Source organism: Pseudonocardia cypriaca (assembly GCF_006717045.1).
Taxonomy (GTDB): domain Bacteria; phylum Actinomycetota; class Actinomycetes; order Mycobacteriales; family Pseudonocardiaceae; genus Pseudonocardia; species Pseudonocardia cypriaca.
Genome location: NZ_VFPH01000002.1, coordinates 300,591 through 325,208, shown reverse-complemented (window position 1 = coordinate 325,208; position 24,618 = coordinate 300,591). Strand labels below are relative to the sequence as shown.

Genomic DNA, 24,618 nt, shown 5'->3' with positions numbered 1-24,618 from the left:
GGCACGGGCTCAGCGGCATCCTGAGCGAGGTGCACCACTACGGAACGCCCGACGGTGCCCGCACCCGAATAGTCGTGGTGTGGTGGCCCGACGTCGAGATCCCACTCGACCTCGGCAGTGACGACCTGGCGATCGTGCACCTTCCGCCCCGGTCGCCGTAGTCGCGACGCCGATGTCGGCGTGAACACTTCCCCGGAAATCCGGCCAAGGATTCTCGACCCCGGCCTGTGTTGTTCTCGTCGGCGGCAACCGCGCAGGTTGTCCGGAACGCGAACCGGTACTGCCCACATACTGCCGGTTCCCGCGGCTTCGGCGAGCGGTCACGCGAACATAACCAGTGCTCAGGCAGTGTCACGCCAGCTCGGCCGGAGGCCATTGAAGATCAACAGTGGTCGTTGGTCACCTGCGTCTACCTTCATATCAAGCAGGTTCTTCCAGGTGGTCGAAGTGCCACCGCCGGAAAAGTTCTGCGTTGGACGCTCAGTCGCCCCGGCTCAGAGGTGAACAGCATGGACATGCGTTATCAGGCGTTCTGCATGGCGCACCGATTGTTCTACGAACCGGTTCGCAATGGTGTCTCCGAGGAGAACGGACTGCTCGTCGGGAGAACGATTCCGGACGGGTGGCACGTCTCCGAGAGCTCCGAGTGGACCATGCTCATCCCGGTCGATGCGCGACTGCGCAACCAAGGCTGGAAACTGCACGTGAGCGCGTGCCCCGACAACGCTCCCGCGATCCTCGACGTCGTCTGGGACCACTGCGTGTCCCGCCGGATCCCGTTCAAGTTCGTACCGAGCCAGGCGGAACTGGTTGCACGCAACTCGAAGTACGCCGACCGCGGTGGGAGCGGGAAGTTCGTCACGGTCTACCCGTCGGACGACGAGCAGCTGGAACAGCTCGTCACCGATCTGCGGCCGGCGCTCGCCGGGCATGAGGGCCCGTACATCCTCTCCGACCTCCGCATCGGCGCAGGACCGCTCTTCGTCCGGTACGGCGGGTTCGCCCGGCGCTTCCTGCGGTCGGCCGACGGGGAGCCGGTTCCGGCCATCGAGGCGCCCGACGGGGAGCTGGTGGAGGACCGGCGCGACCCCACCTTCGCACCACCGGCGTGGGCGCGGATCCCGGACTTCCTCGCCCCCGACCTCGCGGCCCGCAACGACGACAGCATCGACTTCCCGTTCACCGTCGAGCAGCCGCTGCACTTCTCCAACGGCGGCGGCATCTACAAGGTGATCGACCGGAACGGGCGGACGGTCGTGCTGCGCGAGGGCCGTCCGCATGCGGGACTGGACGCGGTCGGGCGGGACGCGGTGACGCGGGTCCGCCGGGAGGCGGAGATCCTCGAGCTGCTGGCCGGCCTGCCGTGCGTGCCCCAGCTCTACGACAGCTTCACCTGCTGGGAACACGAGTTCCTCGTGCAGGAGTTCATCGAGGGTCGCACCTTCAGCAAGGAGACCGTCGGGCGCTATCCCCTGATCCACCCCGAGACGAGCGACGAGGAGATCGCCGAGTACACGGCGTGGGCGCTCGCGACCCTGCAGAACATCCGGGACGCACTGGACCTCCTGCACGAGCGCGGCGTCGTCTTCGGAGACCTGCATCCGCACAACGTGATCGTCCGCCCCGACGGCGAGGTGTGTTTCGTCGACTTCGAGATCGCCTCGGTGGACCAGGACGAGCGGGTCGGTCTGGGCGCGCCGGGGTACATGGCGCCGCCCGAGGTCACCGGTTTCGCCCGTGACGAGTACGCGATGGGGTGTCTGCGCATCGCGGCCTTCTTCCCGCTCAACTCGATCCTGCCGCTGGACGACACCAAGGTCGGCGATGTGGTCCGGGCGATCGGCACCCGGTTCCCCGTCCCGCCGGAGTTCCTCGACGTGATGTTGCGCGAGCTGACGCTCCCCGGTCGGGCGGGGGTGCGCACGACACAGCGGGGTGCGACTGGCCCGTTGCTGGAGGATCTCGACGCCGGGCGTGACGTGATCGACCCGTTGAGCAGGTCGGTGGCCGACGGCATCCTGGCCAGCGCCACCCCGGATCGGCTCGACCGCCTGTTCCCGGGCGACATCCACGTGTTCCTGGAGGATTCGCTCGGGTTGGCGTGGGGTGCGGCAGGGGTGCTGCATGCGCTGCACGTCTGCGGGTTCGACGTGCCGGAAGCGCACGTGGACTGGCTCTCGCGTGCGGTGGACCGGGTGGCGGCGGACCATCCGGTGGGCCTGTTCAACGGGTTGCACGGGGTGGCGTACGTCCTGGACGAGCTCGGCCGTCGGGAGCGTGCGCTCGCGGTGCTGGAGCGGGTGATGGCCCATCCGTTGGACCTGGTGCCGACCGGCCTGCAGGGCGGAATGGCCGGGATCGGCATCAACATGCTGCACTTCGCGGACGCGACCGGCGACAGCCGGTTCGCCGCGCTGGCCGACGACGTCACCGACCGGCTGGCGGACTTCGCCCGGCGCCCGGTTCCGGGCGGTACGACCCGGTTGAACGGGCTCGTGCGCGGTGCGGCCGGTCGCGCGATGTTCTTCCAGCGACGGTACGAGCGCGACGGCAACTCGGACCTCCTCGACCTGTCCCGGATCCAGCTGGAGCGAGACCTCGACGCGTGCGTCGACGTCCCGGACGGGACGCTGCAGCTGGACGAGGGGTTCCGCGTGCTGCCCTACCTGGGCACTGGGAGTGCCGGGATCGCGCTGGTCCTCGCCGATCACCTGCGGTACGAGCGTGTGCCGCGGTTCGAGGAGGCGATCGACCCGATCCGGCGAGCCGCGGAGCCGGAGTTCGTGATCCTCCCGGGGCTCTTCAACGGACGTTCGGGGCTGATCGCGCTGCTCGCGCACCTGCGCGAGTCGGGACAGCGGCCTGCGGAGGTCATGGACCCGATCGTGCGTCGGCTGGTGAGCAGGCTGGCCTGGCACGCGCTGGACGTCGACGGGCACGTGGCGTTCCCCGGCGACGGTCTGCTGCGCATCTCGATGGACCTCTCCACCGGATCGGCCGGTGTGCTGCTCGCCTTGCGCGCCGCCCGCGGCGGACGCCTTGCCGTGCCCGGCTTCGCCCCGATGGTCCCCGCGGCACCGGCCGCGGTCGTGGCGGCGGTGTGACACCGCCGCCCCGCAACGATGCCCGTGAGGAGGTGAGTATGAGAGCGGTTCTCGACCTGCAATCCGTCGTCGAGTCGAGCGCACGGGCGGAGCTGAAGGTGAGTTTCCTCAGCTATGCATTCTGCACCAGCTCGGCAAGCGTGTTCGCGTGCTGACCAGAGACGCGAACTAGGGTCAAGAGAAGGGAACGGATGTGGAACCAGTCCTGCGGCTGCAGATGGAGGCGCCCTCCGACGACGGTGTCGGAGCGCAGTTGTCGACCATCAGCGCAGTCCCGCTCACCTGTGGCAGCACGTGGAGCGTCCTGTTCTGCCTCGTCGAGGAGCCGGAAGGGCCGTGATCGCGACGGCCGGATCGGAAAAGTGAGAACCCATTCGCGGAAGGGAAGTGAGAACGGTGGAACGTGTTCTGGAGCTCCAGGCGCTGGACCATGGAGTCGATTCGCAGGCGATCAGCACGGTGAGCCCGGCCATGTGTGGAAGCGGTGTGAGCATCATCTTCTGCATGCGCCCTGACGGCCGTGACGACCACGGGGCCGAGCGATGAGCGTGCTCGACCTGCAGACCCTGGATGCGGCGAACGATCCGACTCCGCAGTGGAGCCTGTGGAGCATCGTCGGGTGCGTCAGCACGATATCGACGTCGCTGTGTCTCCAATTCGACGACAAGACGCCCTGACCAGAGAGATCGGATGGCAGCGATGAAGGCAGTCCTCGACCTGCAGGCGAGCGCTCCACGAGCGGTCACTCCGCAGATCAGTGCCGTGAGCGTTTACATCTGCGGCAGCACGCTGAGCCTGATTCCCGGGCTTTGCTACAAGTCGGCGGAATGAACTCCGCGTCGGTATCCGAGTGGAAGGAGGTGAACAATGAACCAGATTCTGGGGCTCCAGGAAATGGGGATGGCTGCTCCCGTACGCGTTGACGGGGGCCCGGACAGCCTCCCGTACAGCACGTTCAGTATCGGCGCGATATGCCTGACCAGCACCATCAGCCTTTCGCTTTGTACCCCGTGACCGTTTGCGGGTAGCCCGCGTTGTATGACAGGACGACGGCGGAGGAGGTGAACGATGAAGAGGATCCTGGAACTCCAGAGCACGGGATCGGCGGGTCCTGGGCACGCCGACAACACGCCGTTCAGCACGATCAGCGTTTCGCTGCCCTGTCCCAACAGCTCGCTCAGCATTCATGTCTGCTGGCCCATGCCCTGAGCGGCTCGGTGCGCATCACGGGCGACCCCGAGAGGAGGTGACATGCACAGGATCCTGGAACTCCAGCAGATGGACGCGGCGCCCGCTCATGCCGAGCCCGGCCACGTCAGCACCGTCAGCTGGTCCTGGCCGTGCCCGAACAGCACCCTCAGCATCTCCTGCGTGCGGTAGGTGCTCGTCGAAGGAGGCGGCGTGATCGGTGCACCGATCACGCCTGCCACCGTTTCCATGGATACAGAAGGGGGAGGCATGTCGGGCAGCGGCCGGTACGCCCGTCGCGCGGTCCGGGCCGGAGGGTGGTGGACCGTCGCGGCGATGTCGGCGTCCGCGATCGGTGACGTGCTCGCCGCGGTGCTGCCCGCGGTGCTCGCCGTGGCGGTGAACGCGGTGCTCGCCGGTGAACGGGTGTCGGTGGCGGTGCTGGTCCTCGGGTTGGTGCTCGCCGGTCTGCTGGCTGCCGAGGTCGGCGCGCAGTACCTCGTCACGACCGGCGCCGCGGTGATCGCCCAGCGCCTGCGACGCCAGGTCATCGCTCACCTGGCACGGGTGGGCCCGGCGGACGCCGGCCGGATCGGGTCCGGCGACCTCGTCAGCCGGGTCACCGCCGACACCGCCACCACAGCCGGTGAGCTCACGGTCTGGACCGCGTCCGTGAGCATGGGCGTGGCCACGGCGGCCGGGCTGCTCGGTCTCGCTGCCATCGCCCCCTGGACCCTTCTCGTGGTGCTGGCCGCCGCCCCCGTGGGGTACGTGCTGGCCAGGCGCTTCGTGGCCGACACAGCCTCGGACATGCGCACGTACTTCGACGCCTACGGGGCCATCGCGGGTCGGGCCGTCGGCGCGCTCTCCGGCATCCGCACGATCGCCGGAGCCGGAACGGTGCAGCCCGAGGTCAGGCGCATCCTCCGGCCGCTCCCGCACCTGTCGCGCGCCGGCCACCGCTTCTGGCGGGCCCAGGGCGAGGTGAGCTGGCAGTTCGGACTACTGCTCCCCGCCGTCCAGTTCGGCGTCCTCACGATCGTCGGCTTCGGTGTGGCAACCGGCCGCACGCAGCCCGGGCAGATGCTGGCGGCCGCCGCCTACGCGTCGATGGCGCTCGGCGTCCTCGGCCTGGCGCAGATCGCGACCCAGCGAGTGCGCGCCCGCTCGGCCGCCGCGCGGGTGATCGAGGTGCTGCAGCTGCCGGTGCGCCCGAGCGGCAGCAGGCCGGCCCCGGAGGGAACGGGCACCGTGCTGGTGCAGGGGCTGACCATACGTTCCGGCGGTCGCACGGTGCTGGACGGGATCGACCTGACCGTGCCGGGCGGCACCTCGATCGCCCTCGTGGGCGGCGCCGAGTCGGGCGCCTCGGCCCTCGCCGGTGCGATCGCAGGCTTGATCGAGCCCGATGCGGGGCAGGTGCTGGTCGACGGCGTCCCGCTGCGAGAGCTCTCCGCCAGGGCCGCGAGCGGCCTGGTGAGCTCCGCGTTCGCCCGCCCGCACCTCATCGGCCGGACCGTCGCCGATGCGCTCCGCCTCGGTGCGGCGCTCACCGATCGCGAGGTCGAGTCGGGGGCTGCCGCCGCACACGCCGACCGGTTCGTCCGGCGACTCCCGCAGGGGTACGCAACCCACCTCGCCGACGCCCCGCTCTCGGGCGGGGAGCTGCAGAGACTCGGTCTGGCGCGTGCCTTCGCCCGGCCGTCCCGGGTGCTCGTCCTTGACGACGCGATGTCGAGCCTGGACACCGCGACGGAGGTGCACGTCAGCAAGGTCCTCACCGAGGAACGCGGTGGTCGGAGCGCCGTCGTCGTCGGACACCGGCTCGGCACCGCGGCGCGGTGCGACCTCGTGGCCTGGCTGGACCGCGGACGGCTGCGCCAGGTCGCCCCGCACACCGAGCTGTGGAGCGACCCCGCGTACCGCGCCGTCTTCGGGTCCGCACCCGTCCCCGTCGGCGCATGACCGCGGTCGGGGTTCACCGTCCGACCCCGTGGGCGGTCGTCGCGCCGTACCTGCGGTCCCGGCCGGCGACCCTCGCCGCCCTGGCCGGCTGGTCGCTGGTGGAGTCCTTGCCCTCGCTCGCATCGGGGGCGTTCCTCGCTCTGGCGATCGACGAGGGCTTCGCCCGGAACCTCCCGCTGGTCGGGCTCGGATACCTCGCGCTGGTCGCCGGGACCCACATCGTGGCGGGCCAGGCGACCCGGCGGATCTACCCGCTGGTCGGCGAGCTCGCCGAAGCGGTGCGGGACGGCCTGCTGACGCGGGTCGTCACCGGGCTGCTGTCCGGCGCCGCGACGAGCCGGGCGGCGGTCGACACCTCGGTCGTCAGCCGGATGACGCAGCAGGTGGAGACCGCGCGCGACGTCCTGGCGGGGTTGCTCGTGATCGCCCGCCGGACGGTCTTCGCCGTACTGGCGGCGGTCATCGGTCTGACGGTGCTCGAGCCGCTGCTGCTGGCAGCGGTGGTGCCTCCGCTGGTGGTGGTGCTCTCGGTGTTCGTCCTGCTCCTCACACCCTTGGTACGGCGCCACCGGGCGCAGGTGCTGACCGAGGAGCGGGTGGCGGAGGTGACCGGCCAGGTGGTGGTAGGACTGCGGGACGTCGCCGCGTTCCGTGCCGAGGACCACGTCGTCGAGCTGGCGGGCGAGGCGTTCGAGCAGCACCGGTCCGCTGTTCACCGGCTGGCGGCGCTGACATCGGCCCGCACCACAGCCGTCGCCCTCGGGGCCTACGTCCCGGTCGTCGTGCTGCTCGCGCTGGCGCCGGCCCTCGGCGAGCGCGGGGTCACGGCCGGGGCGCTCGTCGGCGCCGTCACCTACCTGGTCGGGACGGTCGAGCCGACGCTGCGCGCCCTGACGCTCACCGTCGGCGGGTCCGCGCTGCGGCTCGCGGTGGCGCTGCACCGGATCGCCGAGACCTCGGAGGCCGTCGAGCGGGCTCCCCTGCCACCGGCGACGCGATCCGCGCCGCCGCGCGGCACCGATGTCGAGCTGCGCAGCGTGAGTTTCGCGTACGGGCCCGAGGTCGAGCCGGTCATCCGCGCACTGGACCTCCGCCTGGCCGCCGGCTCGCACTGGGCGGTCGTCGGCCCGAGCGGGATCGGCAAGTCGACGCTTGCAGGGCTGCTGGGCGGCCTCGACCAGCCGCAACAAGGCTGCCTCACGATCGGCGGCGTGGCGTTGACCGACCACCGGCGCCTCATCACCGTGGTGCCGCAGGAGTCCTACGTCTTCGACGGCACCCTGCGTGAGAACCTCTGCTACCTGCGTCCTGACGCGACCGACCGCGAGGTGGCGGCCACCGTCACCCTGCTGGGCGCCGAGTGCCTGCTGCGCGTGCGCGGGGGAATCGACGAGGGAATCGACGCGAAGATCGTCGCAACTGATCTCGATGCCGCGCAGCGGCAGCTCGTGGCGCTCGTGCGGGCCCACTTGTCCCCGGCCCCGGTGATCGTCCTGGACGAAGCGACGTGCCACCTCGATCCGGTCAGCGAGGCCGTCGTCGAGCAGGCGTTCGCGGAGCGCGGCGGCACTCTGGTGGTGATCGCGCACCGCATGAGCTCGGCGATGCGGGCCGATAACGTTCTGGTACTGGACGGCACCGCGAGCAACGCCACGGGAACCCACGAATCGCTGCGGCGCAGCTCCGCCGCCTATGCGGAACTCGCCGGTTGGTGGGCAGATCCTGTTGCAGCGGCGGTACACCTTCCTCCGGCCCCGCAACGTAGAAAAGTTCGCAGAAAGTTGGCGTAGCGGGTCAACCTCTCGGGTGCCGAGCGCAACTTACAACGAGAGGGCGGTGCCGACACGAGATGCTCGGAGGTCCTCCGGATGTGCGCCGAGACCGTTGGGCATCGTCGCAGCCCGGAGTGTCCGCACCGAGGACTCGGACGGGCGTCGCACACTCTTTCGGCAACGGGCGGCGGGGAGGGGAAGGGGGTACTCGGGAATCACGGTCCGGCCGCCCACGGAATTCAAAACCGGCAAGTTGCTCGGCCGGGTGACCGAAGCGTTGCGCGGTCGGTAGGACATCGGCGTCCCGTCGGGGGGAGACCATGGCGAACAGAAGAGGCGGTCGGCTCGGAGTTCTCGTGCGCCGCCGAAGAACAGACCTGGGTTGGGGGCAGGGCGCGCTGGCGGCGCGAGCCGGCATCTCGCTCAGGGCGCTTCGCGACATCGAGGCAGGGCGGGTTGCGCGCCCGCGCACGGCGTCGGTGCGTCGACTCGCCGACGCGTTGGATCTGCCGGTCAGCGAGTTCGTCGACATCATGTCCGATCCGGGGATCGGTGCCGGCGTCCGGATCGAGGCGCTCGGTCCGCTCATCGTGAGAAGCGGAGAACGGTCCACCGATAGCTGGTCACCCCAGATCCACGCGCTGCTCGCGCTGCTGGCGCTGCTGGCGAACCGCGTGGTGTCCCTCGACGAGATCGTCGAGTACGTCTGGGAGGACGAGCCGCCAGCGACCTACCGGAGCATCCTCCAGACACATGTCACGCGGTTGCGGCGGACCCTCTTCGACGACCGGAGCGCCCCCCGGATCCGGTGGTCAGGAGCCGGTTACGTCCTGGAGGCCGATGCCACGCAGCTCGACGTCCTCTCCTTCGACGAGCGGGTCGCCGCCGCCAGGGCGAGGCGGGAGGCTGGTGACCCGGCGGGAGCCGAGGCCGAGATCGGCGAGGCGCTCGACCTGTGGCGCGGCCCTGTCGTCGACGGCATCAGCGGCCGGCTCGCTCACCATCCGGCAGCCGTCTCGATCTCCCGTCGTCGGGTGGGTGCTGCTCAGATCCTCGCCGAGCTGGCCATCGCCGGTGGGCACGAGGACCACGCAGCCGAACGCCTGCGCGTGGTCGCGCACGCCGAGCCCCTCGACGAACCCCTGCACATCCTGCTCATGCGAACGCTGGCCGGTGCGGGGCGGCGGGCGGACGCCATCGCCGTGTTCGCCGACCTCCGGGCCCGCCTCGTCGACCAGCTCGGCATCGAGCCGGGACCGGATGCTCATCGGTTGTACGGCCAGATCCTGGCCGAGGAGGTACCCGCTCAAGCACCGGGTCGCCGTGCCGCCCCCATCCGCGCGGCGTTGCAGTACGCGGCTGCCGGACACCACACCCGGGGTCAGGAGCTGCTCGGCGCGGGAGACCTGGTCGGCGCCGTGAGGGAGTGCGAGCGGTCCGCGGTCCTCTACGGCACGTCCGGGGACAGCAGCAGTGCGGCCATGGCGCTCGTCACCGCGGGCATGGCTGCGCACATGGCCGGGCGGTTCGACATCGCGGACGGGCATTTCGAGCACGCGATGACCGAGCTCGAGAAGCTGGGAGAAGCGTGGCGCGCGGCCTATGCCGCCCGGGCCCTCGCCGTGACGCGGCTCCTCGAGGGCCGGGGCGGCGAGATGCGCGCGCGGCTCCTCGAGGCGCTGTCGGTGTGCGAGGCACGGGGCGACGTCTTCGGTCAGGCGCTCGTACTCGATACGTTGAGCGACATCGCGAACGGCGAGGGTGACACGTGGTCGGCCCGCTCCTGGAAGGACCAGGCCAACCGCTGGTGGGCGGTGCTCTCGGCGCCGCCGGTCGGCGAGCAGCGATCGGTGCCGCTGCAAGCCGTGTGACGGCGCCCGAGCCGTATCGGGCGGGCGGCGCGGCCGGTGTGTCGCCGGGCCGCCCGCACGGGCTCGGGCCGTGCCGCGAGCTCGTCCGACGGCGTCCGCGGCGAACGGCCGCTCGTCACGGACCTCTGCGTATCGACGAGAGCACCTGCCCGACCTGCTCCGTCGCGGCGTCCGCCAACCGCTCGAGGAGCTCGCACGTCGCGCTGACCAGCTGCTCGACGGCGGGCTCGGGCAGCTGCCGTTCGTAGTAGAAGAACTGCAGGTCCAGGGTCTCCCCGAAGGCGAACACGGCGACCCGGAGCGGGTGTTCGGTCTGGGTCTGCCCCTCGACGATCCGCAGCTCCGTCCTCCGCATCGCGTCCTCCCCGTCGCTGCTGAACGGGAAGTTCAGGAAGACGAAGCAGGACTCGAACAGGTCGGTGTCCTCGGGGCGCCCCGCCCAGTGCCGGATGTCGCGGAGCGAGGCGTGGTGGTGGGCGTCGAGCTCGAGCTGGATCCGGCGGGCCTGCTCGACCCAGTCGAGGAACGTCTCGTCCGGTGCGATGTCGAGCTGCATCGGCAGGACGCTGGTGAAGATCCCGACCATCCGCTCGTAGCCGGGCAGATGGGCGGAGCGGCCGGTCATCATGGAGCCGAAGGACACCCGGGAGCGCCCCGTCCACCGCGCGAGGAGCAGCGCCCACGCGGCGAGGAGCACCTGGTTCAGGGTGAGGTTCGCGCTCCGGGCGACGGTGCGGAGGGCGCGGGTGGCGGCGGCCGACACCACGGCGTCCTTGCGCCGGTAGCCGCCGCGTTCCTGCAGCGGGCGGGCGGTGCCCCCCAGCGCCGCCACGAGCGGTGTGACCTCGAAGGAGGCCATGGCACGTCGCCAGTACGCCTCGTGGGCCTCGCGGTCCTGCGATCGCTGGTGGTCGATGTAATGGCGGTAGGGGATGACGGGCGCCAGGTCGGCCCGGCCACCCCCGTGGAGGAGTGCGAGGAGGTCCGCCATGACGAACGACAGGCTCCAGCCGTCGGCGAACATGTAGTTGTAGAGGAAGGCCATCACCAGCTCGTCAGGGCCGACCCGGAACAACCCGACCCGCAGGTGCCCCGGTCGGTCCAGGACGAAGCCGTGCCGCCGGCTGGACTCGACCCAGCGGTGGACGTCGTCCAGCCCCGAGAACTCGTGGCGCTCGACCGTGATCTCGCACGTCCGGTGCACGACCTGGACCGGCTCGTCCACCGCCTCCCACCGGAAGGCGCTGCGGTACACCGGGTAACGGCCCACGACCGCCTGCCACGCGGCGTCGAGCGCGTCCAGGTCGAGCGGTTCTCCCGAGAGCGACCGCACCCGGGTGACGACGCTCTGGACGTAGAGAGAAGCCGGGCCGCCCGTGCGCTTGCGGCGCAGCATCTCGGACTGGTAGGTGGACAGCGGGTAGGCGTCCTCGATGTCGGGGCCGATCACGCTGGTGACGCTCGACGAGGGGGCCGCCGCCACCCCTCCCGGCTCGGCGGCGACGATATGGGCGGCCAGCCGGCGGACGGACGGGTGGCGGACGACGTCGGCCGGGGTCACGCGCAGCCCCGCTGCGGTGGCGCGGGCGACGAGCTGGATGCTGTCGATCGAGTCACCGCCGAGTGCGAAGAAGTTGGCGTCGACGTCGACCCGCTCGACGCCCAGTACGTCTGCCCAGATCCTCGCGAGGGTCCGCTCCTCCGCGGTGCGGGGTGCCTCCCCGGCCTCGTCGGCCGCACCGGGGGACGGAGGCGGCGGCAGCGCCCGGCGGTCCAGTTTGCCGCTCGATGACACCGGCAGCCGGTCGAGGACGACGAAGGCGTGCGGGATCATGAAGTCGGGCAGCTTCTCGCGCAGGTGGTCGCGCAGCTCGGGGATCGAGATGCGGCCCGGGGGAGCGGACGACGGGTCGGACGCGCCGGGCTGGGCGGGAGCGTCCGCCTTCATGTACGCGTCGAACAGACCCTGGCGGCGCGAGGTCCCGCCCTTCCGTGCATCCGCGGCCGGCACCGCGTAGGCGACGAGCTGCTTGCGCTCCTCGCCGCCGCGCTCGCCGCCGACGACCTCCCGGTCGGTGCGCACGACCACGGCGGCGTCCGCGACCCGCGGATGGCTGCGCAGGACCGACTCGATCTCGCCGAGCTCGATGCGCAGACCGCGCACCTTCACCTGCGAGTCGAGCCGGCCGAGGAACTCGACGTCCCCGCTGGGCAGCCAGCGGGCGAGGTCGCCGGTCCGGTACACCGTCGCCCCCGGCGTGGAGCTGAACGGGTCGGGCAGGAACCGCTCGGCGTCGAGCTCGGGCCGGCGCAGGTATCCGCGCCCGACGTTCGCCCCACCGATGTGCAGCTCCCCCGGCACGCCGATCGGCACCGGCTCGCCGCGGCCGTCGAGGATGTAGATCTGCGTGTTGGCGATGGGCCTGCCGATCGGCACGACCGGGGACGTGTCGTCCGGGTGGCACTGCCACGCGGTCACGTCGACGGCCGCCTCGGTCGGCCCGTAGAGGTTGTGCAGCTGCGCTCGCGGGAGACGCGCGAAGAAGCGGTCCCGGAACCCCGCGGGCAGCGCCTCACCGCTGCAGATCACGCGCACGAGCGACGAGCAGTCGGCCAGGCCCGGCTGGTCGAGCACGACCCGGAGCATCGATGGCACGAAGTGCACGGTCGTGATGCGCTCCCGCCGGATCGTGTCGATCAGGTAGGCGGGGTCCTTGTGCCCGTCCGGTCGGGCGACGACCAGCGTCGCACCGGTCATGAGCGGCCAGAAGAACTCCCAGACGGACACGTCGAAGCTGAACGGCGTCTTCTGCAGGACGCGGTCGCCGGGCGTCAGCCCGTACGCGTCCTGCATCCAGAGCAGCCTGTTGCCGATGGCGCGGTGGCTGTTCATGGCGCCCTTGGGCAGCCCGGTGGACCCGGACGTGTAGATCACGTACGCCAGCCGGTCCGCCGGCATCCCGATCGCAGGCGGAGCCACGCTCCCCTCGGGCTCGCCGCCCAGGTGGATGACGTGCGGCGCGAGGTTGCGCACCCGCGGGGGCAGGGGACGATCGGTCAGCAGCACCGGTGCGGCCGTGTCGCGGACCATGTGCTCGAGGCGCTCCTCGGGGTACGACGGCTCGAGCGGCACGTAGGCGCTCCCGCTCTTCAGGACCGCCAACAGGGCGACCACCAGGTCGAGGGACCGCTCGGCGTGGACCCCGACCAGCACGTCGGGGCCGGCACCGGCCCCGACGAGCCGGTGGGCCAGCCCGTTGGCGCGCTCGTCCAGCGCCCGGTAGGTCAGCTCCTCGCCCTCGAAGGACACCGCCACCCGGTCGGGCGTGCGCCGCACCTGGTCCTCGACGTGCTCGTGCAGGAGGCGCGGCGGGCCGTGGTCCACAGCGGTGTCGTTGAACTCGACGACCACCCGACGGCGCTCCTCGTCGCCGAGCAGGGGGATCGCCGACACCGGGAGCCCGGGGTCGGCCGTCACGGACGCGAGCACCCTGGTGAGGTGCCCCGCCATGCGGGCGACGGTGGCGTGGTCCCAGAGGTCGGTGTCGTACTCGAACGTGGCAGTCCAGGCGTCGTCCACCGCCATGAGCTGCAGCCAGAGGTCGAACTTCGACGTGCCCGTGTAGACCTCCTCGACGGTGGTCCCGAGCCCGGCGAACGGGATCCGTTCGAGTGGCGCGTTCTGCACGACCATCATCACTTGGAACAGCGGGTTGCGGCTCGTGTCCCGCTCGGGAGCGAGCTCGTTCACGAGCTCCTCGAACGGCAGGCCCTGGTGCCCGTACGCGGCGAGCGTCCGCTGCCGGATGCGGGCGAGCAGCTCCTGGAAGGACGGATCGCCCGACAGGTCGGTCCGCAGGACGATCGTGTTCGAGAAGAAGCCGACCAACCCCTCGGTCTCGACGGGCGAGCGGTTCGCGATCGGCGAGCCGACGGCGACGTCGTCCTGGCCGGTGTAGCGGGACAGGAGCGCCGTGAACGCCCCCAGGAAGAACATGTACGGGGTGACGTCGGCGCGCCGGCACGCGTCGTGGATCGCGCGCGTGAGCGGCTCCGGCAGGGTGAGATCGTGGCGTGCGCCGCGGAAGCGCTGCATCGCGGGCCGCGGGCGGTCGGTCGGGAGCGAGAGGGTCGGCAGGTCGGCGAGCTCCCGCCGCCAGAAGTCGAGATCGGACCGGAACGCGCCCTCGGCACGGCGGCGCTGCTGCCACGCGGCGACGTCGCCGTACTGGACGGGCAGCTCGGGCAGCGGGCTGGGCCGGTCGCGGGTGAACGCGCCGTAGAGCGCCACGAGCTCCCGGTTGAGCACGCCGAGGGACCACCCGTCGCAGACGATGTGGTGGAGCGTGAGCTGCAGGACGTGCTCGCCAGGGCCGGTGCACAGCAGCCGGGCGGCGAACAGCGGGCCCCGGTCGAGGGGGAGGAGCCGGCGGGCCTCGTCCCGCATCAGCTCCTCCACGCGCGCCGCCGCGGCGCCGGACAGGTCGTCGAACCCGATCACCGGCTCGAACGGCGCGCTGATGACCTGCCTGGCGCGCCCGTCGACGGCCGGGAACACCGACCGCAGGCTCTCGTGGCGGCGGACCACCTCGGTCAGCGCGCGTTGCAGCGCCGGTCGGTCCAGGTGGCCCGTGAGCCGGAAGGCGACGGAGAAGTTGTAGGCCGGGGTCCCGGGTACGAGCTGCTCGATGTACCAGACGCGCTCCTGCGTGGACGACAGCGGCGCCTCGCCCCGGTCGGCCCGGCGCGGAACGGTGGTCACCGGCGGTTGCGCCTGACCGCGTTTCCACCGTTCCAGGAGGGCGCGCTTCGCGGGGGACATCTCGTCGGGGCCGGACCGGGGTTCTGGCTGCGCCATCGTCGTCTCCTGGGATTCGCGGGTCACGTGTCGGAGGAGGGCGGGTTCAGGCCGGCGAGCAGCCGTTCGGCCTCGTCGTCGGGCAGCTCCGCCACGTGCGCGACGAGCGCGTCCTCGACGAGCGGTGCCAGCGCGGCGATCGTCGGGTTGCCGAAGAAGAGGTCGAACCGGATCTCGGCGGGGAAGGACGTCGTCAGCCGGGTGAGTACCTGGCCCGCCTGCAGCGAGCTGCCGCCGAGCGCGAAGAAGTCGTCCTGGGTCCCGATCCCGCGGATGCCGAGGACGTCCTGCCACGCCTCTGCGATCACGCGTTCGAGGTCGGTGGTGGGCGGTACGTAGGCCGTGTCGAGGGGTGGCCGCGGGTGGAGCTGCGCCGGCGACGCCGCCGGGGCGGGTGCGGGCACCGGATCGGCCGGTGCCCCCGCCGCAGCGGGCGCGGCGTCTCCCGTCTCCTCCTGTGCCGTCCGCCACCGGGCCAGCGCCGGGAGCAGACTGGCCAGTGCGCCGCGCTCGCCATCACCGACGCCGAGCGTCTCGACCAGAGCGTCGAGGTCCGCCTGTTCGACCGCGCTCCAGAAGCCTCGCTCCGCAGCGGGCGTGCGTGGGCGCGGGGGATCGAGCCAGTACCGGTCGCGCTGGAAGGCGTAGGTCGGAAGGCCGACCGCCCGTGCGCCGGGCAGGACGGCCGGCCAGTCGATCGGGTGCCCCTGGGCGTGCAGCTCGCCGAGGGACAGCAGGACGCGCTCGACGCCGCCGTCGTCCCGGTGCAGCGTGCCGACGACCGCGCCCGGCGTCCTGGCCGTGTCGAGCGCCTCGCGCAGGACGAGCCCGAGCACGGGGTGGGGGCTCACCTCGACGAAGCACCGGTGGCCGTCGGCCAGCAGCCGCTGCGTCGCCTCGTCGAACCGCACGCGGCGGCGCAGGTTCTCGAACCAGTAGGCGCTGTCGAGCTCGCGGCCCTCGATCCCGTCGCCCGTGACGGTGGAGTAGATCGGCAGCGTGCCCGTCAGCGGGGCGACACCACCCACGCTCGCGGCGAGCTCGTCCCGGATCTCCTCGACCGCCGGCCCGTGCGAGGCGTAGTCGACGCGGATCCTGCGTGCGAAGACGGAGTCACCGGCGAGCTCTGCGACCAGCTCGTCGACCGCGCCCGGCTCGCCGGCGACCAGGCAGGAGTGCGGCCCGTTGACACCGGCCACCCAGAGCCGCTCGCCGAAGCGCGCCAGCCTGCGCTCCAGCGGGAAGACCGGCTGCTCGACCGCGGCCATCGCGCCCTTCCCGGCCAGGCCGGCGAGCGCGCGGCTGCGCAGGGCGACCAGCCGGGCGGCGTCCTCCCGCGACAACGCGCCCGCGACGCACGCGGCGGCGATCTCGCCCTGGCTGTGGCCCACGACCGCGTCCGGCTCGACGCCGAGCGAGCGCCAGAGCGCCGCGAGCGCGACCATGACGGTGAAGAGGGCGGGCTGCACCACGTCGACGCGGTCCCACGGGGCGTTGCCGGTGTCGCCGCGCAGGAGCGCCAGTGGCGACCAGTCCACGTGCGGCGACAGCGCCCGCGCGCACGCCTCGGCCTCCTCTCGGAAGACGTCCGAAGTGGCGAGGAGCGACCGGGCCATGGCGGGCCACTGCGAGCCCTGCCCCGGGAACACGAAGACGACCTTGCCGGCCGGCACGGCCGTGCCGGGGGTGACGTGGGGTGCGAGCCGGCCGTGCGCGACGGCGGAGAGGCCGGACGCGAGCGTGGTGCGGTCGCGGGCCACGACGACGGCGCGGTGGTCGAAGTGCGTGCGGGTCACCGCGAGCGAGTGGGCGAGGTCGGCGAGCTCGGTGGCCCGGCCCGACTCGACGTGCGAGTGCAGGCGGGCGGCCTGGGCGCGCAGCGCCTGCTCCGTGGCGCCCGAGATCGGGAAGAGGTACGCCTCCCGCGGAGGGGGAGCGGGCTCGGACGGTGCGACCGGAGCCTCCTCCAGCACCACGTGCGCGTTGGTCCCGCTGACGCCGAAGGAGGACACGCCTGCGCGGAGGGGGCGGCCGTCGGGTTCCCACGGTGTGGGCGCGGTCAGGAGGCGGATGGTGCCCGGTGACCAGTCGATGTGCGGGGACGGTGAGCCGGCGTGCAGCGTGCGGGGCAGCTGCCGGTGCTGCATCGCGAGCACCATCTTGATGACCCCCGCGACCCCCGCCGCCGCTTGCGTGTGGCCGATGTTGGACTTGAGCGCACCGAGCCGGAGCGGCTTCTCCACCGAGTGCGCCTTCCCGTACGTCGCGAACAGCGCGCGCGCCTCGATGGGATCGCCGAGGGTGGTCGCGGTCCCGTGTGCCTCGACCGCGTCGATGTCGCCCGGCGAGAGGCGTGCGGCGGCCAGAGCCTGGCGGATGACCCGCTCCTGCGACCGGGCGTTGGGCGCGGTGAGCCCCTGGCTCCTGCCGTCCTGGTTCACCGCGGAGCCCCGGACGACGCCGAGGACCGGATGGCCGTTGCGGTGGGCGTCCGACAGGCGTTCGAGGACGAGCAGTCCCGCGCCCTCCGCCCATCCCGTGCCGTCGGCGTCGGCCGAGAAGCTGCGGCACCGTCCGTCGGGCGAGATGCCCCGCTGCCGGCTGAACTCGACGAACGGGGCGGGCGTGGCCATCACGGTGACACCGCCGGTGAGGGCCAGGTCGCATTCGCCCTGCCGAAGGGCCTGGCAGGCGAGGTGCAGCGAGACGAGCGACGAGCTGCACGCGGTGTCGACGGTGACGGCCGGTCCCTCGAGCCCGAACGTGTAGGCGATGCGGCCCGATGCGACGCTGCCCGCGCTGCCGATCCCGATGGCCGCCTCGAGCTCGGGACGGTCGAGCGTGCCGGCGAGGCGGGCGCCGTAGTCCTGGTACATGGCGCCGACGAAGACGCCGGTCGCGCTGCCCCTGAGCGTCGCCGGGACGATCCGGGCGCGCTCGAGGGCCTCCCACGCGAGCTCGAGGAGCAGGCGCTGCTGCGGGTCGATCGTCAACGCCTCGGTGGGGCTGATCCCGAAGAACGAGGGGTCGAAGTGGTCGGCGTCGTGGAGGAACCCGCCGTGGCGCACGTAGCTCTTGCCCGGCGCGGCGGGATCGGGGTCGTAGAGCGCGTCGAGGTCCCAGCCGCGGTTGTCCGGGAAGCCGGAGACGGTCTCGTCACCGGCGAGCAGGAGCGCCCACAGGTCCTCGGGGGAGCGCACACCACCGGGGAACCGGCAGCTCATGGACACGATGGCGATCGGGTCGTCGTCGAGGACCTGCGGCGCGGGCTCCTCCGGCGACGGCTCCGGGACGCCGCCGAGGAGCTCAGAGGTGAGGAACCGGGCGAGCTCCGCTGCGGTGGGGTGTTCGAAGAGGAGCGTGGCCGGCAGGGGGGTGCCGGACGCGGCGGCGAGGCGGTTGCGGAGCTCGACCGCCATGAGCGAGTCGAGGCCGAGCTCCTGGAGGGGGCGCTCGGGAGCGACCGAGCCCAGCCGGAGGACGGCGGCAGCTTCGCCCGAGACGAGTTCGAGGACCACGCGCTCGCGGTCGGCCGGGGCGAGCGCGCTCAGCCTCTGGGTGAGCGGAACGGCCGGCGCGGTGTTGCGGGCCACGGCCCGCGCGGCCGCGACGGCGTCGAACCGCGCCGCGACGAGGGCCGGCTCCGGCCGGGCCAGTGCGGCGTCGAAGAGGCCGAGACCGTCGTCGGGGGACAGCGCGCCCAGCCCCCGGCCGCGCATCCGCAGGGTGTCGGCGTCGGTGAGGTGGCGCGTGAGGCCGCTGCGCTCCTCCCAGTAACCCCATGCGATCGCGCATGCGGTGAGCCCGCGCCGCCTGCGGTGGTGGGCGAGCGCGTCGAGGAAGGCGTTGGCGGCCGCGTAGTTGCTCTGGCCAGGGCTGCCGAGGGTGCCCGCCACCGAGGAGAAGAGGACGAAGGCCGCGAGGTCGTGGTCGGCGGTCAGCTCGTGGAGGTGCACCGCCGCGTCGACCTTCGCTGCGAAGACCGCGGCGATGCGCTCTGCGTCCATGGTGGCTACGACGCCGTCGTCGAGCGCACCCGCGGTGTGGATCACGGCGGTGAGCGGGTGCACGGCCGGGACCGAGGCGAGCAGCGCGGCGAGCGCGTCCCGGTCCGCCACGTCACAGCAGGCCACGGTGACCGTGGCGCCTTCGGACTCCAGCTCGCGCGCGAGCTTCGCCGCTCCGTCCGCAGCCGGTCCCCGCCGGGAGACGAGGAGGAGGTGCCGGGCTCCGTGGCGGTGAACGAGGTGCCGCGCGAACAGCGCACCGAGCGTTCCGGTGCCGCCCGTGATCAGGACGGTGCCCTCGGGATCGAGGAGCCGGCCTGCCGGTGGCGCGGGGCTCGGTTGCGTCAGCCGGGGAACGAGCCGACGACCGTCGCGGAGCGCGAGCTCCGGCTGGTCGAGGACGGCGCCGTGGAGCGCGGCGCGCGACGCCGCGCTCCCGTCGGTGTCGCAGAGGGTGATGGCGTGGTCGGGGTGCTCGATCCGGGCGGAGCGGACCAGGCCCCAGACCGGTGCGTGGGCGAGACCGGGGGCGTCGTCGCCGTGCGTCGCGACGGCGCTGCTGGTGAGGAGGACGAGCCGTGCCGAGAGCGTGCGCCGGTCGGCCAGCCAGGCCTGCAGCAGGGCGAGCACGTCCACAGTGGCCTCGCGGGCGGCCTCTGCGACGCCGGTCCCGGGGCGGGCCGCCACGGGGACGACGGCGACCTCGGGCAACGCGGTGCCGCTCTCGATGGCGGCGCGCAGGGCCGCCGGGTCGGCGTAGTGCTGCACCCGGGACGGCGACCGGAGCGGCTCGACCGGGACCTCGTCCCACACGACGTGCTGGAGCGAGTGGTGCGAGACAGCGGCCCGGAGGTCGTCCCGCGAGACCGGCCGGGTGAGCAGCGCCTCCACCGCGGCGACCGGCTCGCCGGTTGCGTCGGCGAGCGACACCGCGACCCGGCCGCCCGGCCCGCGCTCGAGGCGCACTCGCGCGGTCGACGCGCCCAAGGCGTGCAGGGTCACCCCCGTCCACGTGAAGGGGAGCCGGACCGCGGGAGCGTCGTCGGTGGCGGCGAGGGCGTGCAGCCCCGCGTCGAGCAGCGCGGGGTGGAGGCCGAACCGGCCGGCTTCGTGCGCCGCGGGGAGGGCGACCTGGGCGAAGAGCGTGTTCCCCCGCTGCCACACCGCCTGCAGGCCCTGGAAGGCGGGACCGTAGTGCAGGCCCGACTCGGCCAACCGCTGGTAGAGGCCGTCCAGCTCGACCGCGGTCGCTCCTGGCGGCGGCCACGCCCGCAGGTCGGCGGGCGTCGCCCCGGTGGCCGGGGTGAGGCTGCCTGTGATGTGCCTGGTCCATCGGGCGTCGTCCGGCGCGTCCTCCCGGCGGGTGTGCAGCGCGAATGACCTGCCGCCCGCCCCGTCCGGGCCGCCCAGCCGGACCTGCAGCAGCAGCGCCCCCCGGCCGGGCAGCGTGACGGGGGACTCCGCGACCAGCTCGTCGACCCGGTCGAGGCCGACGTGGTGGGCGGCCGCGAGCGCGAGGTCGACCACCGCCGCACCGGGCAGGATCACCTGGCCGAAGACGGCATGACCCGCCAGCCACGGGTGCTCCCCGAGCGAGAGGCGACCGGTCAGGACGACGTCCCCGCCCTCCGCGTTCGCAACGGCGGCGCCGAGGAACGGGTGGTCGAGCGGCGTCTGCCCCAGCGACGCGGCGTCCGAACTCCGGGCCGCCGCCGGCACGGCCCGGAACCGCTCGCGCTGGAAGGCATAGGTCGGCAGGGCGACGCGGTGCCCGCCGTGGAGGACGTGTTCCCGGTCGAGCGCGAGACCGCGCGTGTGGAGCTCGCCGAGCGACCCCAGGATCCGCGTCAGTCCGCCGTCCTCGCGCCGCAGCGAGCCGACCGCGACCGCCTCGCGCCCGGAGCCCGCCACGGCCCGGGTCAGCACCGGATGCGGGCTGACCTCGATGAAGAAGCGGTGCCCGGCACCGACGAGGCCGTCGACGGCGTCCGAGAAGCGGACGGTCCGGCGGAGGTTCTCGTACCAGTAGGCGGCGTCGAGCTCGCGCCCGTCGAGCAGGGCGCTGGTGACCGTGGAGTGGAGCGGCAGCGTGGACGAGCGCGGGGTGATGTCCGCCAGGCGGCCGACGAGCTCGTCGCGGACCAGCTCCACCTGGCGGGAGTGGGCCGCGTAGTCGACGCGCACCGTGCGCGCCACGACCTGCAGGGCGGTGAGCTCGCGCACCAGCGCGTCGACCGCCCCGACCTCGCCGGAGACCACCGTGGACGTCGCGCTGTTGACCGCGGCGATCGACAGCCGGTCGCCGAACGGGGCGAGGTGCTGCTCCAGCTCGTCGCTGCCGAGCTCCACCGCGGCCATCGCGCCTGCTCCGGCCAGCCGGGTGAGCGCGCGGCTGCGCAGCGCCACCACCTTCGCCGCGTCGTCCCGGGATAGCGCGCCCGCCACGCAGGCGGCGGCGATCTCCCCCTGGCTGTGGCCGACGACCGCGTCGGGGCTGACGCCCATGCTCCGCCACAGCGCGGCCAGCGCCACCATCACGGCGAACAGGGCCGGTTGGACGACGTCGACGCGTTCCAGGGACGCGGCGGCCTCGTCGCCGCGGAGCACCGCCATGACCGGCCAGTCGACGTGCGGGGTGAGCGCGCGGGCGCAGGCTTCGAGCTCGTCGCGGAATACGGGCGAGGTGGCCAGCAGCGAGCGCGCCATGCCGGCCCACTGCGAGCCCTGGCCGGGGAAGACGAAGGCCACCCGGCCACCCCCGCGGCCCGCTCGCCCGATCACGGCACCCGCCGCCTGCCGCCCTCCGGCCAGTTCGTCGAGCGCAGCGCGTAGCTCGGCGCGGTCGCTCGCGACGAGTGCGGCGCGGTGCTCGAGGTGCGTGCGCGTGGTGGCGAGCGAGTACGCGACGTCCACCAGCTCGAGCTCGGGGCGCGCCGCCAGGTGCTCGGCCAGCCGCCCGGCCTGGGCACGGAGCGCCGGTTCGCTCTGCGCCGACAGGAGCACGGGCACGGGCTGCGCCGGCGGCGCGGGCTCGCGGGGGACGCCGGCCTCGTGGAGCGCGGCCAGGGTCTCCAGCAGCGCGTACCGCTCGTCCGCGTCCCGCCGCAGCGAGCCGAGCGCGATGCTGCGTCCCGGTGGGTCGGCCACGGCCCGGAGCGTCTCGGTCATGGCGCGGACCAGGACCGGGTGCGGGCTCAGCTCGACGAGAACGGTCGCCCGCTCGGTCGCGAGCCGGTGCACGACCTGGGCGAAGCGGACCGGGTGGCGGAGGTTGCGGACCCAGTAGCCCGCGTTGCACTCCGGGCCGGCCAGCTCGCGTTCCGTCACCGTCGACACCATCCGCGGTCGCTCGTGCGCCGCGGACGGCGAGAGGCCGTCCAGCGCATCGGTCAGCGGCCGGGACAGCTCTTCCACCTGCGGGCAGTGGGAGGCGAAGGTGACGTTCACCCGGCTGACCTCGACCTGCCGCTCCTCCAGCTCGCGCAGCACCGGTCCCAGCTCGCCCGAGAGCACCTGGGAGGAGGGTCCGTTGTACGCCGCGACCGCCACCCGCTCGCGGTGCCGCTCGACCAGCGCGTCGGCCTCGTCCGCCGACATCGTGACCACGGCCATGCCGCCCTTGCCGGCGAGGCCCTTCGCCAGCCGGCTGCGCGCGCAGATGACGCGCACCGCCTCGTCGAGCCGGAGCACGCCTGCCAGGTGCGCGGCCGCCACCTCGCCCATGCTGTGGCCGACGACGACGTCCGGTCGGATGCCCCACGACCGCCACAGCGCGGCCAGGGCCACCTGGACGGCGAAGAGAACCGGTTGCACGACGTCGATCTCGTCGAGCCGGGAACGATCGGCGCTCGCGACGAGCTCCTCGAGGACCGAGAAGCCGGCCACCTTCCGCACCTCGGCGTCGCAGGCGCGGATCTCGGCGTGGAAGACCGGCTCGGTGTGCAGCAGCGACCGGCCCATGCCGAGCCACTGCGCGCCCTGGCCCGGGCAGACGAAGACCACCTGCGGACGCGTCGTGCCGGCCGGCTCGCTCGGCCGCTTGATCCGGGTGACCAGCGCGTCGAGCAGCTCCTCGTCGTCGCGGGCCACGACCGCCGTCCGGCAGAGACCGTCGCCGGCATCGGTCATCAGCGTCCGGCTGAGCTCGGCGAGGGCGGGGGTGCCTTCGGCCAAGCGGGTGACCGTGGGCAGCAGGTCGAGCAGGCGCCGGTCGAGCTCGGCGGGCCCGTCCGCCGAGAGCGGGAAGAACCGCGCCTCGTGAACGAGGCCCTCGAGCACGACGTGGCAGTTGGTCCCGGAGAAGCCGAACGAGCTCACCCCCGCGAGGGGAGCTTCTCGCGGGCCCGGCCACGGCCGCCGCTCCCGCGCGACCTCGAGGCGCAGCTCGTCCCACGCGACATGGGGGTTCGGGGTCTCGAAGTGCAGGTTCCGCGGAACGACGCGGTGCTTCACGGCGAGTGCGGTCTTGATGAACCCGGCGATGCCCGCCGCACCCTCCAGGTGCCCCATGTTCGTCTTGACCGACCCGAGGATCAGCGGCCGGCCGGGATCCCGGCCCGCGCTCAGCACCGCCCCCAGCGCGTTCGCCTCGATCGGGTCGCCGAGGACCGTGCCGGTGCCGTGCGTCTCCACGTAGTGCACGCGCGCCGGGTCGACGCCCGCGTCCTCGTACGCCGCGCGCAGGACCGCCTGCTGAGCGTGCGGGTTCGGGGCGGTGAGACCGTTGCTGAAGCCGTCGTTGTTGACCGCGCTGCCCCGGATGACGCAGACGATGTCGTCCCCGTCCACCAGCGCGCGCGAGAGCGGCTTGAGCACCACGATGCCGGCGCCCTCGCCGCGCACGTAGCCGTTGGCGCGCGCGTCGAAGGTCTTGCAGCGCCCGTCGGGGGCCATTGCGCCGAACTTGGACATGGCCACCGTGCTGGCAGGCGACAGGATGAGGCTGACCCCGCCCGCGAGGGCGATCGTCGACTCCCCGCGCAGCAGGCTCTGGCAGGCGAGGTGGATCGCGACCAGCGAGGACGAGCACGCGGTGTTGACGGTCAGGCTCGGCCCCCCGAGGCCCAGCGCGTAGGAGATGCGCCCCGCCAGGACGCTCGTGTCCTGGCCGGTCGCCGTGTGCGGGTCGACGTCGGCGAGCGCGTCGGCGCCGAGCCGCGCGTAGTCGCTCCACATCGCGCCGAGGAAGACCCCGGTCCGCGTGCCTCGCAGGGAGCGTGGCGCCCGCCGCGCGTCCTCCAGCGCCTCCCAGGCGAGCTCCAGGACCAGCCGCTGCTGCGGGTCCATCTGCGTGGCCTCGCGCGGCGAGATGCCGAAGAAGGCGGCGTCGAAGCCGTCGACCCGGTCCAGGAACCCGCCCCAGCGGGTGCTCATCTTGCCGGGCGCGCTCACGTCCGCGTCGTAGTGGCGCTCGACGTCCCAGCGGTCAGCAGGCACTTCCCGGACCGCGTCGACGCCGTCCCACAGCAACCTCCAGTACGCGGCGGGCGAGTCGGCCCCACCCGGGAACCGGCACGCCATCCCGACCACCGCGATCGGCTCGTCGGGTGCGGCACGGGAAGCGCTCCGGCCGCCGGACGGCGCTGCCGGAGCGGTGTCGGGCCTGCTCTCGAGGTGGTCGGCCAGCTCGTCGAGCGTGGGGTGTTCCCAGGCGAGCGTCGCGGGCAGTTCGCGCCCCAGCCGGGTCGCCAGCCGCCCGATGATCGCGGTGGCCGTCACCGAGTCGATGCCGTAGTGGCGGAACCGCTCCGCCGGGTCGTACTCGTCTTCCGCAACGCCCGCGGCGCGCGCCAGCTCCGAGCGCAGCCACGTCCGAACGCCTGCTGGAAGATCCCCTCCGCCGTTCGTCACGGT

10 protein-coding genes are annotated in these 24,618 nt (G+C 72.8%); 8 read left to right on the top strand and 2 right to left on the bottom strand.

Annotated elements, in window-relative coordinates; genetic code table 11:
* Nucleotides 1–29: 29 nt before the first annotated feature.
* The 8 genes from FB388_RS40900 (at nt 30) to FB388_RS19180 (ending at nt 9,900) form a co-directional block, all read left to right on the top strand.
* Nucleotides 30–161, top strand: coding sequence for a hypothetical protein (locus FB388_RS40900; protein ID WP_281290435.1), 132 nt, complete (start codon nt 30–32; stop codon nt 159–161).
* Between the two features lie 348 nt (nt 162–509).
* Entirely contained in the window at nt 510–3,104 is a 2,595-nt protein-coding gene (lanKC, locus tag FB388_RS19205) for a class III lanthionine synthetase LanKC (protein ID WP_142103580.1), read from the top strand.
* A 193-nt stretch (nt 3,105–3,297) separates the two neighbouring features.
* Entirely contained in the window at nt 3,298–3,444 is a 147-nt protein-coding gene (locus tag FB388_RS39485) for a hypothetical protein (protein WP_170225735.1), read from the top strand.
* 202 nt (nt 3,445–3,646) lie between these two features.
* Entirely contained in the window at nt 3,647–3,781 is a 135-nt protein-coding gene (locus FB388_RS19200; protein ID WP_142103579.1) for a class III lanthipeptide, read from the top strand.
* A gap of 574 nt (nt 3,782–4,355) precedes the next feature.
* Nucleotides 4,356–4,484, top strand: coding sequence for a SapB/AmfS family lanthipeptide (locus FB388_RS41220; protein WP_142103578.1), 129 nt, complete (start codon nt 4,356–4,358; stop codon nt 4,482–4,484).
* A 78-nt stretch (nt 4,485–4,562) separates the two neighbouring features.
* The gene (locus tag FB388_RS19190) at nt 4,563–6,257 is read left to right on the top strand and encodes an ATP-binding cassette domain-containing protein (RefSeq protein ID WP_170225733.1); all 1,695 of its coding nucleotides are present in this window, start codon (nt 4,563–4,565) and stop codon (nt 6,255–6,257) included.
* Nucleotides 6,254–8,047: an ATP-binding cassette domain-containing protein gene (locus FB388_RS19185; RefSeq protein WP_142103576.1), complete on the top strand. Its 1,794-nt coding sequence runs from the start codon at nt 6,254–6,256 to the stop codon at nt 8,045–8,047. Before FB388_RS19190 ends, FB388_RS19185 begins: the two co-directional genes overlap by 4 nt.
* Nucleotides 8,048–8,349: 302 nt before the next feature.
* Nucleotides 8,350–9,900, top strand: coding sequence for a BTAD domain-containing putative transcriptional regulator (locus FB388_RS19180; protein WP_142103575.1), 1,551 nt, complete (start codon nt 8,350–8,352; stop codon nt 9,898–9,900).
* 115 nt (nt 9,901–10,015) lie between these two features.
* Here the strand turns inward: FB388_RS19180 and FB388_RS19175 are convergent, their stop codons facing one another.
* Nucleotides 10,016–14,758: a non-ribosomal peptide synthetase gene (locus FB388_RS19175; RefSeq protein WP_142103574.1), complete on the bottom strand. Its 4,743-nt coding sequence runs from the start codon at nt 14,756–14,758 to the stop codon at nt 10,016–10,018.
* Between the two features lie 23 nt (nt 14,759–14,781).
* Nucleotides 14,782–24,615: a type I polyketide synthase gene (locus tag FB388_RS39990; RefSeq protein WP_211362105.1), complete on the bottom strand. Its 9,834-nt coding sequence runs from the start codon at nt 24,613–24,615 to the stop codon at nt 14,782–14,784.
* Between the last annotated feature and the right edge of the window lie 3 nt (nt 24,616–24,618).